14 protein-coding genes and 1 tRNA gene are annotated in these 17,323 nt (G+C 56.8%); 9 read left to right on the top strand and 6 right to left on the bottom strand.

Annotation, left to right across the window (positions count from 1 at the left end; translation table 11 throughout):
• Positions 1–43: 43 nt before the first annotated feature.
• The 6 genes from RYZ18_RS02780 to RYZ18_RS02755 all read left to right on the top strand — a co-directional run bounded on the left by RYZ18_RS02780 (position 44) and on the right by RYZ18_RS02755 (position 6,709).
• Positions 44–1,255 carry an SAM-dependent methyltransferase gene (locus RYZ18_RS02780; RefSeq protein WP_317654850.1) on the top strand — a complete coding sequence of 404 codons (1,212 nt, stop codon included), beginning with the start codon at positions 44–46 and terminating at the stop codon, positions 1,253–1,255.
• Positions 1,256–1,263: 8 nt separating this feature from the next.
• On the top strand, positions 1,264–2,370 hold the full coding sequence (locus RYZ18_RS02775) for an NUDIX domain-containing protein (protein ID WP_317654849.1): 1,107 nt from the start codon (positions 1,264–1,266) through the stop codon (positions 2,368–2,370).
• Between the two features lie 79 nt (positions 2,371–2,449).
• A complete protein-coding gene (locus RYZ18_RS02770; protein ID WP_317654848.1) occupies positions 2,450–3,478 on the top strand; it encodes a cysteine synthase A in 1,029 nt (342 codons plus the stop codon).
• 2 nt (positions 3,479–3,480) lie between these two features.
• Positions 3,481–5,808, top strand: a complete 2,328-nt coding sequence (locus RYZ18_RS02765; protein ID WP_317654847.1) for a mechanosensitive ion channel family protein — start codon at positions 3,481–3,483, stop codon at positions 5,806–5,808.
• A gap of 8 nt (positions 5,809–5,816) precedes the next feature.
• Positions 5,817–6,533 carry an alanyl-tRNA editing protein gene (locus tag RYZ18_RS02760; RefSeq protein WP_317654846.1) on the top strand — a complete coding sequence of 239 codons (717 nt, stop codon included), beginning with the start codon at positions 5,817–5,819 and terminating at the stop codon, positions 6,531–6,533.
• An 86-nt stretch (positions 6,534–6,619) separates the two neighbouring features.
• Positions 6,620–6,709, top strand: a tRNA-Ser gene (locus tag RYZ18_RS02755).
• Between the two features lie 746 nt (positions 6,710–7,455).
• Here RYZ18_RS02755 and RYZ18_RS02750 read toward each other — a convergent pair.
• The 6 genes from RYZ18_RS02750 to RYZ18_RS02725 form a co-directional block, all read right to left on the bottom strand.
• Positions 7,456–8,094, bottom strand: a complete 639-nt coding sequence (locus RYZ18_RS02750; RefSeq protein WP_317654845.1) for a glutathione S-transferase family protein — start codon at positions 8,092–8,094, stop codon at positions 7,456–7,458.
• A 63-nt stretch (positions 8,095–8,157) separates the two neighbouring features.
• Positions 8,158–9,102 (bottom strand): glutathione S-transferase family protein, encoded by a 945-nt coding sequence (locus RYZ18_RS02745; RefSeq protein WP_317654844.1) that lies wholly within the window; start codon positions 9,100–9,102, stop codon positions 8,158–8,160.
• A 68-nt stretch (positions 9,103–9,170) separates the two neighbouring features.
• Positions 9,171–9,851 (bottom strand): haloacid dehalogenase type II, encoded by a 681-nt coding sequence (locus RYZ18_RS02740; protein WP_317654843.1) that lies wholly within the window; start codon positions 9,849–9,851, stop codon positions 9,171–9,173.
• Positions 9,852–9,996: 145 nt separating this feature from the next.
• Positions 9,997–10,659 carry a 2-hydroxychromene-2-carboxylate isomerase gene (locus RYZ18_RS02735; RefSeq protein WP_317654842.1) on the bottom strand — a complete coding sequence of 221 codons (663 nt, stop codon included), beginning with the start codon at positions 10,657–10,659 and terminating at the stop codon, positions 9,997–9,999.
• Between the two features lie 648 nt (positions 10,660–11,307).
• Positions 11,308–11,631 (bottom strand): hypothetical protein, encoded by a 324-nt coding sequence (locus tag RYZ18_RS02730; protein ID WP_317654841.1) that lies wholly within the window; start codon positions 11,629–11,631, stop codon positions 11,308–11,310.
• Between the two features lie 86 nt (positions 11,632–11,717).
• The gene (locus RYZ18_RS02725; RefSeq protein WP_317654840.1) at positions 11,718–12,269 is read right to left on the bottom strand and encodes a TetR/AcrR family transcriptional regulator; all 552 of its coding nucleotides are present in this window, start codon (positions 12,267–12,269) and stop codon (positions 11,718–11,720) included.
• 137 nt (positions 12,270–12,406) lie between these two features.
• Here RYZ18_RS02725 and RYZ18_RS02720 point away from each other — a divergent pair, with 137 nt between their 5' ends.
• Genes RYZ18_RS02720 through RYZ18_RS02710 form a run of 3 tightly spaced genes read left to right on the top strand, consistent with a single transcriptional unit; the run spans position 12,407 to position 17,296 of the window.
• Positions 12,407–12,904, top strand: a complete 498-nt coding sequence (locus RYZ18_RS02720; protein ID WP_317654839.1) for a cytochrome b — start codon at positions 12,407–12,409, stop codon at positions 12,902–12,904.
• 4 nt (positions 12,905–12,908) lie between these two features.
• Entirely contained in the window at positions 12,909–14,207 is a 1,299-nt protein-coding gene (locus RYZ18_RS02715; RefSeq protein ID WP_292267299.1) for an efflux RND transporter periplasmic adaptor subunit, read from the top strand.
• Positions 14,204–17,296, top strand: a complete 3,093-nt coding sequence (locus tag RYZ18_RS02710; RefSeq protein WP_317654838.1) for an efflux RND transporter permease subunit — start codon at positions 14,204–14,206, stop codon at positions 17,294–17,296. The genes RYZ18_RS02715 and RYZ18_RS02710 overlap by 4 nt, the downstream gene beginning before the upstream one ends.
• Positions 17,297–17,323 lie beyond the last annotated feature (27 nt).

Genomic DNA, 17,323 nt, shown 5'->3' with positions numbered 1-17,323 from the left:
CACAGGTTTAAGGCGAAACTGGCTGACAATGTCAGGGGGAACGATGACAATAAAAACAACCACCAAAGGTGAACCAAACCTACCGCGCTATTTTGAGGCGGTTTTTGCCAAATCTGTGGACATGAAAAACGGCCGTTTGGATATGGTTCTGCCCGATGGTCGCATCTTCCGCGCCGAAGGGGCTGGTCAGGGGCCTGTTGCTGAAATTCACATTCACAATGTGGATGTATTTGCGCGCCTGATCCGCGAAGGGGATCTTGGGTTTTGCGAGGCCTATTTGGATGGGTGGTGGTCAACCCCTGACCTGCAAGCCTTCCTTGATCTGGTTCACGCGGGCAATGACGATATCTATGACGGTTTCTTGGGTCTCAAAATCGCCCGCGCCTATGAACGGTTTCGGTTTTGGCTGCAAAGCAATTCCAAATCTCAGGCGCGCAAGAATATCTCTTATCACTATGATCTGGGTAATGATTTCTACAAATTGTGGCTTGATGACACGATGACATATTCCTCGGCCCTGTTCCAAACGGGCCAAGAAAGCCTTGAGGCCGCGCAGATCGCCAAATACGCCTCGATGGTGGATCAGATGGGCGCACAGCCTGGGGATCATGTTTTGGAAATCGGCTGTGGATGGGGTGGGTTTGCCGAATATGCTGCGCGCGAACGCGGCCTCAAGGTCACGGGCCTAACCATCTCGCGCGAGCAGCATGATTACGCGGTTGATCGGATTGCCCGCGCGGGCCTGTCTGATCAGGTCGAGATCAAGATGCAAGATTACCGCGATGAAACGGGGCTTTATGATGGGATCGCCTCGATTGAGATGTTCGAGGCGGTTGGCGAGAAATATTGGCCCGTCTATTTCAAAACGCTGCGAGATCGCTTGAAGCCTGGCAAACAGGCGACTTTGCAAATCATTACAGTTCAGCATCGCCGTTGGCAGATTTACCGCAATACGGTCGATTTCATTCAGAAATATATCTTTCCCGGTGGCATGCTGCCATCGCCCGTTGTTTTGCGCGAAGAAGTTCACAAAGCGGGGCTTGAGGTAGCGGGGTCAATTGAATTTGGCGAAAGCTACAGCCAGACCTTGCGGCGTTGGTATGACACTTTCAACGATCGTTGGGATGAGGTGGCCGCCCTTGGGTTTGATGATCGCTTCCGCAGGATGTGGAATTTCTATCTAACCTCTTGTGCTGCAACCTTTCATTTCCGCAATTGCGATGTGACCCAAATCACGGTGCGCAAGCCAAGCTGAGGGATAGTATGACTGATCTCGCGCTTTACGGCACGCTGCGTGATCCTGATATCCTCAAGATTGTCTTAGGGCGGGCAGGGGGCGAGATGCCATCTGCCCGTCTTTCTGGCTATCGTGTGGCGATGGTTGCGGGACAGCATTATCCCATGATCTGGCCCGAGGGTGGGGCGGACTGCGAGATCGACATTTTGCAAGGGTTGGATGCGGGCGATCTCGCACGGCTAGATTTTTATGAGGATGTGTTTGGATACACCCGCACAACCATTTCCTATGAGGCGCGACCGCTGCAGATTTATCTGCCACCTGAAGGTGGGTCTTGGCCTAAAGGTGGGGCCTTTGACCCTGCAACTTGGGCTGTGGCACATGGCGCGCTGACACGTTTGGCCGCGCAAGACATCATGTCGTCATATGGTATTGAAACGGCCAAGGCCGTTGCTGCCCGTCTGCCAATTATTCGCGCGCGGGCGCAGGCCCATCTGCGTGCGGGCGATCATCCGCCTGCGGGCGAGACCCTCAAGCGCCGCTTGAATATCGCGCATCAAAGTTCTGTATATAATGGATTTTTTAATTTAATCGACATTGCGGCCTCTTACCAACGATTTGATGGTAGCCTGTCTGACCCTGCGGGGCGTTTGATCCTTGATCTGGGCGAAGCTGTCACTGTGCTGCCTTATGACCCCAAGAGGGACTTGGTGCTTTTGATTGAACAATTCCGCCCCGCCGCTGTGATTCAAGGTGACCCAAACCCATGGCTGCTTGAGACTGTGGCAGGCATATGTGACGAGGGCGAAACCTATGAGCAGACTGCACAGCGCGAAGCCCGCGAGGAGGCAGGGGTTGCGCTGAACGCGCTGCATCTCATCGGGCGGTATTACCCAAGCCAAGGGGCGGTTGCGCAAATCCTGATTTCTTACATCGGCCTTGCTGATTTGGCGCAGGATTATGACAGCACCCATGGCCTGTTGGCCGAAGGCGAGGATATTCGCGCCTTTACCTTGCCCTTTGACGAAGCCTTTCGCCTTGTACAGGAGGCGCGCCTCAGCAATGCACCGCTTTTGCTATCTTTAATGGCGCTTGATCGCATGCGTGCCGCGCGGGGCTGGCCCTCACAATAGCGCCAACGCCCCTTGAGTTATCGCCCCATCCCACCTATCCCTTGAGAAAGCAAAGAATTCTGCCAAAAAGGGGCGCGCTATGACCATTTATTCCGATCTTTCTGCTGCGATTGGCAATACGCCCCTGATCCGTCTGAACAAAGTCAGCGATGAGACTGGGTGCGAGATTTTGGGCAAAGCAGAATTCATGAATCCCGGTCAGTCGGTTAAGGATCGCGCAGCGCTTTACATCATTCGCGATGCCATTGCGCGCGGTGATCTCAAGCCCGGCGGCACGATTGTTGAGGGCACGGCGGGAAATACGGGCATTGGTCTTGCGCTGGTTGGGGCCTCGCTTGGGTTTCGCACTGTGATCGTGATCCCCGAAACGCAAAGCCAAGAAAAGAAAGACATGCTGCGTTTGGCAGGTGCCGAATTGGTGCAAGTGCCTGCGGCACCCTATAAAAATCCGAACAATTATGTGCGATATTCAGGGCGTTTGGCGGCTGAACTTGCAAAATCCGAACCTAATGGGGCGATTTGGGCCAATCAGTTTGACAATACCGCCAATCGTCAGGCGCATATTGAGACAACGGGCCCAGAGATTTGGGAACAGACCGGGGGCAAGGTGGATGGGTTCATCTGCGCGGTTGGCTCGGGCGGCACATTGGCGGGGGTTGGTGCCGCGCTGCAACCCAAAGGCGTGCGCATCGGTTTGGCTGATCCTGAAGGGGCCGCGCTTTATAGCTTTTACACCAATGGAACCTTTGACGCGCCCGGAACCTCGATCACCGAAGGGATCGGGCAGGGGCGCATCACCGCTAATCTAGAGGGGTTTACGCCCGATTGCGCCTATCGCATCTCGGATCAAGAGGCGCTGCCAATCGTGTTTGATTTGCTCAGCACGGAGGGCTTGTGCCTTGGCGGCTCATCAGGGGTGAATATTGCAGGCGCGGTTCACATGGCGCGCGAGATGGGGCGGGGTCATACCATCGTGACCATTTTGTGCGACTATGGCACCCGCTATCAATCAAAGCTCTACAACCCTGAATTCTTGCGTGAAAAGGGCTTACCCGTGCCCGCGTGGCTTGACTGCGGTGCGGCGGATTTGCCCGTGGTATTTGAGTAATGATGAAATTCGCACGACCAAGTTTGGCCCTGACACGGCTTTTGATCGCTTTTGCGGTCTTGTGGCTTAGCCTCACAGCCGAGGTTTTGGCACAAGACCCGCCCGATTACACTGCGTGGTCACAACTGAGTGCGCGCGCGCAGGTGATGATTGACGGGGATCGCGCGTCAACCTCGATGCTTGAGGCGGTGCGCGCTGAGATCGTCACGTGGCGCACGGTGTTTTTGGACGCGCAAGATATCAATGCCAGTCGCATCGCAACTTTGCGCGAACAGATCGCGGCCCTTGGCCCTGTCCCCGCAGAGGGGGAGGTCGAGCCTGCTGCGATTGCCGCAGAACGCGCGGATTTGACCCAACGCCTGACCGATGCAGAGGCACCCGCGCGGCGCGCGGAGGCGGCCTATCGCGAGGCGCAAGGCCTCATCGGCGAAATTGATGCGCAAATCGCCGCCCGTCAGGCGGGCGCCTTGTTGCAGCTGGAACCCGCCCCGATTAACCCCGCCAATTGGCCCAGTGCGGTTGCAACACTGCTTGGCTTCGCTTTTGCTGTAGGGCAGGAGGTCGTAACCTATTCACTTGCGCCTGCGCAGTTATCCGCCCTTGGGGCGAACCTGCCGCTTGTGGCGATCTTTGTGATTGTGGGGCTTGTTCTTTTGACCCGTGGCAGGGGGTTTGTGGGGCGGTGGATGCAAGCGCATCACAGCCCAAGCCCGACCCCCACGGCGCGGCTTGCCTTGTTTGGTCTGTCTCTTTTGCATCATGCCATGCCCGTCTTTGGGGTTTGGGCCTTGGCCTATGCGGTGCAGATTTCGGGCATGGTCGGGTTTCGCGCGGCGGTGTTGGTGCAAATGGCCGCCCCGATGGCGCTCAGCTTTATGGCGGCGATATGGCTTGGGCGGCAGGTTTTTCCCTTCGATGAGGCCAACCGCCCCCTTCTGCAGCTAGACGAGGCGACACGCGCGACAGGGCGCCGCTTGGCGCGGGTTTTGGGGGCGATTGTGGGGCTGTGGCTTTTGGTGGGGCAGGTCGCACAAACCGAAAATTTCACCTCCGCTGATCGATTGGTGATCAGTTTCCCAATCGTGGTCTTGGCGGGTCTGATGATGTGGCAATTAGGTCGTCTTTTGGCCCTTCACGTCAAAAATTCAGCCCAGTTGGAGGGCGCGCGCCCCCTGATGCTGCGCATGACACGCGCGCTGTCTTTGGCGGTCATGGCGCTTGGTCTTTTGGGGCCGATTTTAGCGGGGGTTGGGTATTTCACCGCGGGATCGTCCTTCCTGTTGCCGATGTTGTTCAGCCTGTCTTTGCTTGCGGTTCTAGGTATCTTGCAGCGGGTGGTGACTGATGCCTACGGGGCCTTAACCCGCCGCAACGAGGGGTTGGACGAGGCCCTGACCCCGACCTTGATTGGATTTATCTTGGTCTTGGCGTCCTTGCCCGCCTTTGCCCTGATCTGGGGGGTGCGGCCCGCGCAATTATCTGACATTTGGGCGCAGATTGTCTCGGGGTTCACCATTGGCGGCGTAACGATTTCGCCCCGCAATTTCCTGATTTTCGCGATTGTCTTTGCGATTGGCTATACGGCAACCCGCGCGCTTCAAAGCACGCTGCGCTATAACCTTCTGCCAAAAACCCAAATCGACCAAGGCGGTCAAAGCGCGATTTTGGCGGGAACGGGCTATGTCGGCATTTTCTTGGCCGCACTTTTTGCCATCACCTCGGCAGGGATTGATCTATCCTCCCTTGCGATTGTGGCTGGTGCGCTGTCGGTCGGTATCGGTTTTGGCCTGCAAACAATCGTGTCCAATTTCGTCTCAGGGATCATTTTGTTGATCGAGCGCCCGTTCAAAGAGGGCGATTGGATCGAGGTCAATGGTCAGATGGGCTATGTGCGCGAAATCTCTGTGCGCTCCACCCGAATTGAAACCTTTGATCGTTCTGATTTGATTGTGCCGAATGCCGATTTGATTGCGGGCGTGGTCACCAATATGACCCACTCCTCCAACACAGGCCGCCTGATTTTGCCTGTTGGGGTGGCCTATGACAGCGATCCGCAGCTTGTGATGAAAATCATGGCCGAGGTGGCCGAGGCGCATCCGATGGTGATCTTGAAACCAAAACCAACCATCTTGATGGTGAATTTTGGGGCGGATGCGTTGGAATTTGAAATTCGCGCGATCCTGCGAGATGTTAATTTCCTATTGTCGGTGAAATCCGAGATGAACCTTGAACTGCTCCGCAGGTTCCGCGAGGCAGGTATCGAAATCCCATTCGCACAGCGTGATTTGTGGCTGCGCAACCCCGAGGCGCTTGCCGCCCCTAAATCTTGAGTGCTGGTATGAGTGAGCTTTTATTTCTGGAAGATGCCTATCGCAAAACTGCGCCTGCGACCGTTAAAGGGCTGACGGATGCAGGTGGGATCATCTTGGATCAAACCATCTTCTATGCCCAAGGGGGCGGACAGCCGGGCGATAGCGGGTGGTTGGATTACGAGGGCGGGCGCATCGCCATCGCCACCACGATGAAGGGCGAGGGCGGGGATGTTGTTCTCTTGCCTGCCGAACCCGTGGCCCTGCCAAAATCTGGCGCGGCGGTTGAGCAGCGTCTTGATTGGGCGCGCCGCTTTAACCATATGCGCATGCACACCGCCTTGCATCTGTTGTCTGTTGTGCTGCCCTATGGGGTGACAGGCGGGGCGATTGGCGCAGAACGTGGGCGGCTTGATTTCGACATTCCCGATAGTTTGCCCGAGCGTATGATCCTGCAAGGTCAGCTGAACGCATTGGTTGATCGCAACCTGCCCGTAACACAGCACTGGATCACCGAGGCGGAATTGGACGCAAAGCCTGAGATGGTCAAAACCCTCTCGGTCAAACCTCCGCGCGGCGCGGGCCGTATTCGTCTTGTGCAAATCGGCGAAGGGGCGGCCCAGATTGACCTGCAACCTTGCGGCGGCACCCATGTTGCGCGCACAGGCGAGATCGGCAAATTAGAGATCCTTAAAATCGAAAACAAAGGCCGCCAAAACCGCCGCGTCAGCATCGGGTTTGCCTAAACTCGTCCCTCGGTGAAATTCTCTGCGGGGGATGTCAATTCACGGGTTGCACAAGGGGGGTGATATCCTATAGGAGATCGCCCTACGGACAGGTGGCCGAGTGGTCGAAGGCGCACGCCTGGAACGCGTGTAGGCGGGAAACCGTCTCCAGGGTTCGAATCCCTGTCTGTCCGCCACTTGCACATCGCAAACCCGAGATGAGGTCCCTGACGGGGCCTTTTTTCTTTTTGTTTCAAAGGGGTTTAGCGGAGCAATCCGACTTTCGGAGACTGGTATTTCCACCGAAATCGGTCTCTGAACGCCCCGCGTCTCTTTCCACCCGCCCTTCATGGAAATCGAGACGGATTCAAAAAGTGACGTCTTTTCAGCGATTTGATGAAATCCAACTACGCCGCAGTTGACCCCGGTTCGTCTGCTCTCGGTGCGAACAGAGACACCCGAAGGCGGCGTGGTAGTGCGAGATGGTGAGAAAGCCTTGGTAGGTTAGGCCACAACCAAGTCGGGCGACACTGCTCCCGCGACAGTGGTCGACGGATCCCAGACCAGTCATTCGCTGCAGCTTGCAATAAGGACCGAGATGCGGACGAACCTGCCTTGTGCAGTCGCGGCTATTGCTGACGCAGCATTTCTTCGCACCAACAGCAGGTTTCTTGCAGCAATGCAGCGAACTTCACCGGAGCAGCCATTGTTATCCGAGACCTAGTGCAAAATCCAAACTACTTTTTCGCTACGTCCGGGTCCAACAATCGGGTCGCGGACTTTTCGGGCCTTGGAAACAAGATACTGTGACGCAATGAACATCACCCAGCGGGGTCGCGTTCAAAATAGTGCATTGGTCCGGCGGCCTTGGGTGTTGTGCCTCGGTTCAACAAATTCAGGCACGCATTCCCCTTCCATCGGTCATTTCAACACAGGGTTTTGGTTATGGCATTGGAACGTCGGTTGTATATTTGGGAACGGAATAGCCAGCTTGCACCGCTGGGCGTTCAGCGATGCGTAAATACCAGTCCTTGATGTTTGGAAAAGCGTCCAAGTCAACTTCTTGCCATTCAAAGCGCGACACCCAAGGCCAGCATGCCATGTCTGCAATTGAATAGGTGCCACGGCCTGCCCCTGCTATGAAATCACGCCCTTCCAAGCGCATGTTCAGAACAGTGTACAAACGTTGCGTTTCAGCGGCGTAGCGCTTCTCGGCGTATTCCGATTTGCCTTTGTTATATTTCACAAAGTGATGGGTCTGCCCTAGCATTGGGCCCAAGCCGCCCATTTGCCACATCAACCATTCAACCATCGGCCAATATTCGGGGCCCTCGCATTGAAACTTTTTATACTTGTCCGCCAGATACATCATGATCGCGCCGGACTCCATTAAATGAAGACCGGTCTCTTGATCGACGATCGCGGGGATGCGGTTGTTCGGTGCGATTTTTAGGAAATCAGGTGCGAATTGCTCATCCTTATTGATGTCAATTGCATGCACTTTGTAAGGGACGCCAAGTTCTTCGAGGAGGATCGAAACCTTGCGGCCATTTGGTGTCGTCCATGTGTAGAGATCAATCATCTGACGCCTTTTCCATGCGATAGTTTACGTTTCATATCTCTTGATCTTGTGTATCGGAACGCATCACAGCAAGTTTATCCGATAGCCGGACCGTGGGAAATGGACGCACAGGTTGCCCACGTCCTCAGCCGAGCGTTCGATGACTACGGTCTCGGCATCGGCGTAGCGCAAGGTTCCTGCGACGGGTTGCTCGCCGCCATTCACATCTGGCTGCACAGTCACTGGCTGCCCGACCGAAAGCCCCTGTGGATCATGTGGCGCGACACCAGTCTCGGAGGTCGGTTCCAGGCTCTTTGCGCGCAAAATGGCATCCTGCGGATCCATATCGCTACAGGTTCCATGGCCGACGCCTTGGATATTCGCTTCCCAGCGGACAAGGTCTTTGAATTCCGACAGAAATGACGGTCCGTCGGCCCAGCGGCCGCGCAAGAACCAGACCACGTGGTAGAATTGTGCGTCGATCGCCGCGGGCTGCGGACCGAGCAGGAATGCCCGCCCGTCAGACATTTGCGTGTTCAGCCATGACAGCGGTGCGCGCACTTGCGACACCAGATGGGGCAGGTCTTCGTTGGCTTGTTTCAACGCTGCCGCCCAGTCCTCTCCGAGGTATAGCCGCCCACGATCCGCCGCAAAATCCTTATCTAGCTGATCGCCGGCCGCACCCAGAATGTGACGCACGGTTTGGTCGAACAGGGCCCCGTCCGTCCATCGGCTTAGGCACCACATCAAGCCCTGATTGGACGTGGGCATGAAGGTCGGTGAAGGGAACCGCCGTTCAAGTTCGCGGATGATACATTGGCTGTCACAGTAGATGTCTGCACCGATCTGCATGACCGGTGTGCGGCGATAGCCACCGGTCAGCGCCGTCAACATTGGTTTCGGTGGCAGGCGCGGGATTTCCACCTTGCGCCACGCAAGTCCTTTGATGCCAAAGGCAACCCGAACTTTTTCGGCAACAGGGGATTGCGGGTAGGCGTGGAAGATGACCTCGGACGTTGGATCAGACAATTTGTATTCCTTCTCGGAAGCTATGTTCGACCATGTAAAAAGTCGTATTTTGGTTTCGGATTGGATTCTTAGGTGTTCAGTTCAAGGGCGAAGTCCGCAACATCTTGCAGTGATGAGCCAATCCGGTGCGGATTGACGCCCAAGCGGTCCAGCGGCAGCCCATATCGATTGAGCCAGATGGTGCGGTAGCCGAACCACGTTGCGCCACAGATGTCCCAACAGTTCGAAGAAACGAACAGGATTTCTTTCGCATGACAGCCCAAGGCATCCGGTCCCATTTGATACGCTTCCGGCGCCGTCTTGAAACGTTTTACGGCATCGACACTTAAAACATGCTCGAAATATCCCTCAAGCCCGGAGGCCTTGATGGCTTGATCAAGCATCCATGGCGTTCCGTTTGACAGGATCGACAAGGTGATCCCGGCGTCCTTGATGCGAAGCAATTGCTCAGCGTTCTCGGGAAAGGCCGAAAGTTCGGCATATTGACCCATCAGGCGGTCCCGCGAGCCAGGTGTCAGTTCCAGACCAAGTGCCGCACAGGCATAATCCAGGGCGTCGCCTGTCACCTGCCAGAAGTCCGCGTATTTGTCGCACAGGGTGCGCAAGCGGGTGTATTCGATTTGTTTGTCGCGCCAGATAGTAGCCAGCTGTGCGCCTTTTCCGGGGAACAGCTCTTCGGCCAGGGAACTTACCGAATAGACATCGAATAGGGTTCCATAGGCGTCGAATGCGATGGCTTTTAGTGGCATTTACTTGTCCTCGGTCATGTTGATAAAGTTCTCTCGTATTAAATATCCATCTCGATTTCTCCCGGACATGCAAGCTTAATCGAATTCTGGCAAGACCAGCTGCATTTTAGTTGATGGTTTTAGATTCAGCACCAAACCCGACAACTCATGTCTCGCCGTTTCGGACGGCAAGCCCTTTCTGTGTGAGCCGCCAGACCAGCACATCAAATCTGTCCTGACCGAAAAACGCCTCGTTCTCGAACACCATGGTGGGCACGCCCCAATGGCCTACAGCGCGCAGATCGGCATCATTCCGGGTCAGCTTTGCCTCAAACGCCTTCGGCGCATTTTGGATTGCGGTGTCCATATCCTCAAGATCGAGCCCTGCGCGCCGGGCGGCGTCGGCAAGATGGCTACCTTGGTTCCAACCAGTGACTGTGCCATCCCAAAGCAGCGTTGCAACCTCTTGCGCGAATTCAAGACCCTTTCCCCCCTCGGTTGCGGCAATACCTAAATGCCCCAATCTGCGTGCAAGCGGATGATCTTCGGCCAGACGAAGCGTTGTCTGATCCTGAACGATAGGGTCAGGGATGGGGCGTCTGAACGGTAGACCATGAAACGCCGCCGCCCGCGCAGTGTCTTTCAGAAAATATGGCCGCGCGATCGGGTCCATCCGGGCGAAAATCGAAGGATTCCGGATAGCGGCCGGATGTACGACGCGAAGGTCAATTTCCACATCAAATGTCCGGGCCATATCTGCAATCCTCGGAAGCACGATATAAGAATACGGACTGCGGAAAGACCAGTAAAGCGTCACGGTCAAGGTCATCCCTGCGTCTCCTGTCCGGCCCAAACTGCATCGGGGCCATTTAAATTCATGTGGTCTTCAGTGACATTCCTCAAGTGGTATGTCGTTTGACGTCGCTATTGCCTGATTTCACTTGTTGATCAAGCGCTTTGAACCCCAGACGGAATTGTTGGATGACGTCGGCTTGAGACATCATTGCGCCTTATCCCGTTGAGTTCGTGCCGCGCATTTTATCGGCTTTGTCAAAAGTTGAGAAACCTTTCGCTCAGAAATGGTGAGCCGTTTGTTCATGGGAGCTTGAGCCATGCAACCCGAACGGCATCAAGCAGATTAATGGGTTTAGAGCCTAGACTCCGAACTGGGACTTCCAGTTCTCAGAAGCAATCAGGTTCCTTCGTAGCATATGGCCCACGGAACGGTGGCGTTTTTCGCAATTTGCTCTTTGACTAAAAATTATCGCTGCGCCTTGCAAGAGTGGCCGCTTTTCTGGCTGCGGCGCGGTGCGCTCAATTTAGCAAATGCAGGAACTCCAACGCCGCGAGCGCACGCGGCACAAGAAGTGAATTCACGTTGTGGGCTCTCACCAGGCATTAGCTGCAAAATGCACGAACGTCCGCTCCATCTGAACCCGGAACGGTGCCTGCCTCGTTTGAGACCAAACGCCAGCCGTCAATCGAACACGCGCTCCACTTGCTCCGGCCAGCTGTCACCCGCCAGAAAGCACAGATCATACAGGCTGACCGCCGATGCCTCGCGCCCAAGGGTCAGCCGCTTCAGCACCTCCGGTGCCAGATAGGCCAAGCGAAGCTGGCGACTGACATGCCGCTCGGCCAGCCCGACCGCCTCGGCCAGTTCCTGGATGGTGGCGAACTCACCGGCCTCCAAGCGCCGCCGCCAGCCCCATGCCCGGCCGATGGCGCGCAGCACAGTGCTGAAATCGAACTGCGCCGCAGTTGAAGCGGGTTCATCTGCTCTCGGTGCGAACAGAGACACCCGAAAGCGGCGTGGTTGTGCGGGGTGTTGCCCGTGTCGGAGACGTACGTGGTAATTGTTAGTTGTCGCTTAAGTAGGTAAGCAGTCTACCTACGCAGCAGCCCCACTTGGACGTCGAGCAAGCGCACGCCTTCATCGACGAGCGAAAAGCCACGTGCTCCAAGGGTCCATCGAATGGCGACACCCTGCACAAGCGAGGTTAACAAAATGGCGATGTCTTCGGGGCTTTCGTCACCCTGCAGATCCCCTGACGCCTGCTGATCACGGATCGCAGAAACCAAGCGGCCCTGATATGCTCCAAGGATCTCGCGAAACACATTGCGCAAGCCAGGATTTTCTACCTGCAATTCGCGGGAGAACAAGATTGAAGGCAAGGCCGGCGTGTGGGCAATGGCTGATAGCTGTGCTTCGATCAAAGCCTTCAATCGATCATTCGGCCCGGTAGCCAAGGTTTCTGCTGCAGTCCAGGCTGCCTTCAGCTGTTCGGCGATATCCTCGGCCACTGCCAGCCAGAGTTCGTTTTTTGTCGGGAAGTGTCGAAAGATCGCGGGCTGGCTGAGGCCAATGGCGCGAGCGACATCTGTTGTACTTAACCGATCAGGGCCAATCTCATCGGCCAATCGCAACACCGCAGCCACGATCTGCGTCTTTCGCTCTTCTGCGCTCTGTCGGCCAGACATTTGTCACCTCTTGTTAGTTATAACTCACTAACATATAAGGGAGGCGCCAACAACTACTATCCCGAGTCTCCAGTCCAGTTACAAAGGTCCCTGCCATGCATGTCAAAACTGCCCCCTCCGGCTATTCTCGCCTACAAATAGGTTTACACTGGCTGGTCTTTGTGTTGATCGCCCAGCAATACCTCTTCAAGGGTGCGATTTCGGCCGCGTGGGATCGCGTGACTAACGGAATGGAAATCGGGTTCGATCCGCTCGTTCTTACCCATATCGCGGGCGGAGCTCTCGTCTTACTCTTTGCGATGTGGCGACTAGCTCTGCGCGCCCGGCGTGGCGTTCCGGAAGCAATTGAAGCCAACAAGCTGCAAGGTGCCCTCTCCAAACTCACCCATTTTGGCCTCTATGCGTTGATGATCCTGATGCCGATGAGCGGATCGGTCGCGTGGTTCGGAGGTGTTGAGGCCGCTGCGCAGGGGCATAATGTGATGAAAATCGTGCTATTGGCACTGGTCGCCCTTCATGTCGCGGGTGCATTCTACCAACACTTCGTTCTACGCGACGGCACATTGGCGCGGATGCGCCAGGCGAAGGGGTGAACTTATGCGCTTGGCACCTCTCTTTGCGGCCCCGCCCATCGCTCTGGGTATCGCTACAGCAGTCTGGTTGATTTCATCCGCTCCCGGACCAGCACGGGTCGACGGTGCGGTACCTGCACTGCCAGTCCGGGTTATTTCGGCCACGTCAGAGATCATTCGCCCCACCGTAAATGTTTGGGGCAACCTGCGTGCGGCCGAGGTCTGGGTCGCCGTTGCTGAGGTGCAGGGTGAGGTGATCTGGCGTCACCCCGACTTGGAGCCCGGACGCCTGGTCCCGGCCGGGACCGAAGTGCTGCGTATTGACCCTGCCGATTACGAGCTTGCATTGGCGCAGGCCCGGGCAGACCTAGCGGCTTTTAACGCTGAAAGCGCGCAGCTGGCTACCGAGGCGGTCAACACTACCCGGATCTTGGAATTAGAGCGCGAACGGCTGGCTCTAGCCGAAACCGACCTGGAGCGCATTCGCACGCTGACCGCACAGGGCACCGTCCCACAATCCCGCAGTGATGAGGCCGAGCGCGCGACGCTTCTGGCTCGCCGCACTGTCACCGAACTGGAAAACAGCCTCGCATTGATCCCGCCTCGTGAGGCCCGGATCGCAGCACAGATCGCACGCAGCGAGGCCGCCATTGCGCGGGCCTTGAGGGCGCTGGAACACACTGGGATAAGAACGCCTTTCGACCTAAGAGTCACCGAGGTCGGTGCCGAGCTGTTTCAAACCGTCGCGCCTGGTCAGGTCGTTATCCGTGCCAATGGCATCGCAGCCGCTGAGGTCGTGGCGCATCTGCCGATCGACAGCTTTCGCGGCTTATTGGGCGACACACCTGATGCGATCTCTGTTTCAGAGATGATGCGCGCCATGCCCTTCACGCAGATTGATGTGGTTCTCAGTCCGTTGTCAGATCCATCGCAGATGTGGTCAGCCCACATTAGTCGGGTCGAGGGGGCGCTTGACGCCCGCGCTCGGACGGTGCCGGTCGTGGTGGCAGTCGATAATCCATACGCTGGAGCTAACCCACCAAACCGCATGCCGCTGGTTCCAAACATGCAAGTGCTGATTTCCTTCCAAGGCGCGCCGCTCACCGATGCCATTGTAATTCCTGAAACAGCGCTCCACGGCCGTATGGTACGCGTCGTCGGTCCCGGTGGCCTCTTAGAATTGCGCCCGGTCTCTGTTGCCCTTTCTCAGAATGGGCGCATCGTCATCGCCGACGGAATCGAGCCGGGCGAAATCGTCGTCATCGACGACATCGCTCCTGCTATTCCCGGCATGGCGCTGACGCCGATCGAGGTCCAGCCATGATACGTTGGTTCACGGGCCATCCGACGGCGGGCAACCTGCTACTTCTTCTTTTCCTGGCTGCAGGTAGCTTTGCCGCGCCCGGGCTCTTGCGTGAAACCTTCCCCGATTTCCGCGCAGTGGAGGCCGAGATTGTCGTACCCTACAGAGGGGCGGCCGCCGAGGATGTGGAAACAGCTATCTGCGCGCCTCTCTGGGACGGTGTGCAAAGTGTCGAGGGGCTAGAAACCTTCACCTGCACCGCACAGGCTGGTCGCGCGCGAGCAGTAGCCACAATGGCGCCTGGCAATGACGCTTTGCGCTTCGTTAACTCTCTGCGGACCGAGGTTTCGGCTATCGACACCTTCCCAGATCGCGCAGATCCGGCTGTTGTCCGTGAACTACATCGCACCGATCCTGTCACATCAGTTGCGATCTCGGGCGATTTGCCCTTAAGCGAATTGGATTTCTACGCAGACGGACTGTTGGACCGCCTGACAGCTCTGCCTGGCGTTGCCCGTGTTACGCGCGGAGGCTTGGGCACCCGCACACTTACAATTTCTGCCTCGCGCACAGTACTGGAAGGCCATGGGCTCACACCCGCGGCACTTGCTATGGCTATCGCTGCGCAGAACATTGACCTTCCTATCGGAACGCTCGAGGGAGATGGCGCCGAACTTACTGTGCGCTTCACCGCCGAGCGTGACACCGCTGCTGCGCTGGCCACGATCCCCGTTATGGTGCTACCGAATGGCGCTACTCTGACGCTGAGCGACGTGGCGTTGATTGAGGAGCGCTTCGAGCCGCCGCACGATCGTGCCTTCGTCGATGGCGCTCCCGCTATCGTGCTTGACGTGGCGAAAGCGCTCAATGCAGACGCATTGCGTGTGCTGGACGGCGTGGCAACGCTGGTAGCCGAAGAAACTACTCACCTACCTGCCTCTATCCGAGTTGAGGTCGTTCAGGACGTGACATCCATCATCCGCGATCGATTGGTGATGCTGGTGCAGAACGGGGTGATCGGCTTGGTTCTGGTCGTCATCGTCATGAGTTTGTTTTTCCGGCCCGGTTTCGCGATCTGGGCGGCAATGGGCTTGCCCGTCGCTTTTGCCGGTGCATTCCTCTGGATGGCATTGACTGGTCTCAGCTTGAATATGATGACGTTGGTCGCGCTTCTTATGGCAATCGGCATCGTGATGGACGATTCTATTGTGATCGCGGATTCCATCGCGGTCCATGCCGCCGAAAAACCGACAGTCGAGACCGTAACCAAAGGTGTCACAGCTGTAGCCCCTGGCGTTATATCGTCATTCCTAACAACGTTGGCAGTGTTTCTTCCTCTTGCTTACTTGGCGGGTGAATTGGGTGCCGTACTCGAGGTTCTGCCAGTAGTCTTGTTGGCGGCGCTCGCCGCATCGCTTATCGAAGCCTTTTTCATACTGCCCCATCACCTAAAAGGTGGGATGAAGAAAACCACTCCGTCTCGTTTCCGAACCCGTTTTGATGCAGGCTTTGATACCTTGCGTGAACGTGGTGTGGGCCGTCTGGCTGACGCAGCGATAAAGGCACGCTGGCTGGTCGTAGGCCTAGCCATTGGTGCCCTGATCCTGACGGTTGGCGCTCTCATGGGTGGCGTGGTCAAACGGGAGGCTATGCCTGAAATAGATGGCGATGTTCTCGAAGCGCGATTGATGCTGCCTGCCGGTACTCCGCTGGCGCGAACCACAGAGGCAGTTGTACAGGTTGAGGCTGCTCTGGACCGAGTGAATGAGCGCCTCTCGCCCGAACAGCCTGCGTCGCAGGCACTCGTAATCCGTCGCATTACCCGACTTGGCCGCAACCTGTCGACCGGCGAGACTGGCGCTCATGTCGCCACCGTTGCAGTGGACCTTCTCGGCGCCGAGACCCGCGCAAATACATTGGATGAGATAGTCTCGCTATGGCGAGAGGAAATCGGCCCATTGGCTGGAGTATCATCCCTAATCCTGACTGAACCGGGGATTGGCCCTCAGGGTATAGCCGTTGAACTGCGCCTGTCTCACGTTGACCTTGTCACGCTCGAAGCGGCAGGGCGTGCCACTTTGGCTGAACTCGAAAACTACGCCGGTGTGCGTAACGCGATCCTCGACTTGCGTCCGGGCGCGCCCGAGTTGCGACTGACCCTATCGCCGGGGGCAGAGGCGCTTGGCCTGACCGCCACGGAAGTGGCGGGCCAACTTCGTGCCGCCTTTCTTGGCACGCAGCTTACGGAAATCCGGCGCGGCGATCTGGCTTGGGATCTGGAAGTGCGGCTGCCCGACAATGATCGCGCTGCTCGCGCCGACCTAAATGCCTTCGAAATTGCCCTGCCCGATGGAGGGGCCGTGCCGTTATCCAGCATCGTTACCATCGACGAGGCACGCGGATGGGGAGGCGTCACGCGACGTAATGGCCTGCGAACGCTGACTGTCGCGGCCGACGTAGACGGTCGCATCGGCAATGCTGACGCTATCACCGCTCAACTGGCTGAGGGTTTTCTCCCTGATTTGGTGACTACAACCCCTGGTCTCGACTTCGAAGTTGGTGGACAAGCGGCAAATTCAGCCGAGACCGTCGCCTCGATCCTGCGCGGGTTTTTGATCGGGTTGGTAGGTATCTACATCGTGCTCAGCTTCCAGTTCAGAAGCTATGTTGAGCCGTTCATCGTTATGATCACCATTCCGCTTGCGTTTCTTGGTGTGATCTGGGGCCATGTCCTGATGGGTTACAACATTTCCATGCCGTCTCTGGTTGGAGCCGCGTCACTTGCCGGTATTGTTGTGAACAACGCGATTTTGTTGGTCGGCGTCATCAATGAACGCCGCGCAGACGGGCTTTCAGCCGCGCTGGCCGCGGGAGAGGCCGTCAGGTCGCGCTTCCGACCGATTTTTGTCTCGGTGTCGACCACCATCATGGGAATGGCCCCTCTGCTGTTGGAAACATCGACACAAGCCCAGACGCTGAAGCCACTCGTGATCTCGGTCGTCTTTGGCCTTCTGGCGGCGACAGTTCTGATCTTGCTGGTGCTGCCTGCGTTCTATGCAGCGCTTGAGGATATCCGGCCGCGCAAAACCGCAAACCCAATAGCCGGATAGGATGCTGATCCAAAAATTGATTGCGCG

The sequence above is a fragment of the Roseovarius sp. 10 genome, assembly GCF_033100315.1.
In the GTDB taxonomy this organism is placed as follows: domain Bacteria; phylum Pseudomonadota; class Alphaproteobacteria; order Rhodobacterales; family Rhodobacteraceae; genus M30B80.
This window is presented reverse-complemented; position numbering and strand designations above follow the sequence as displayed.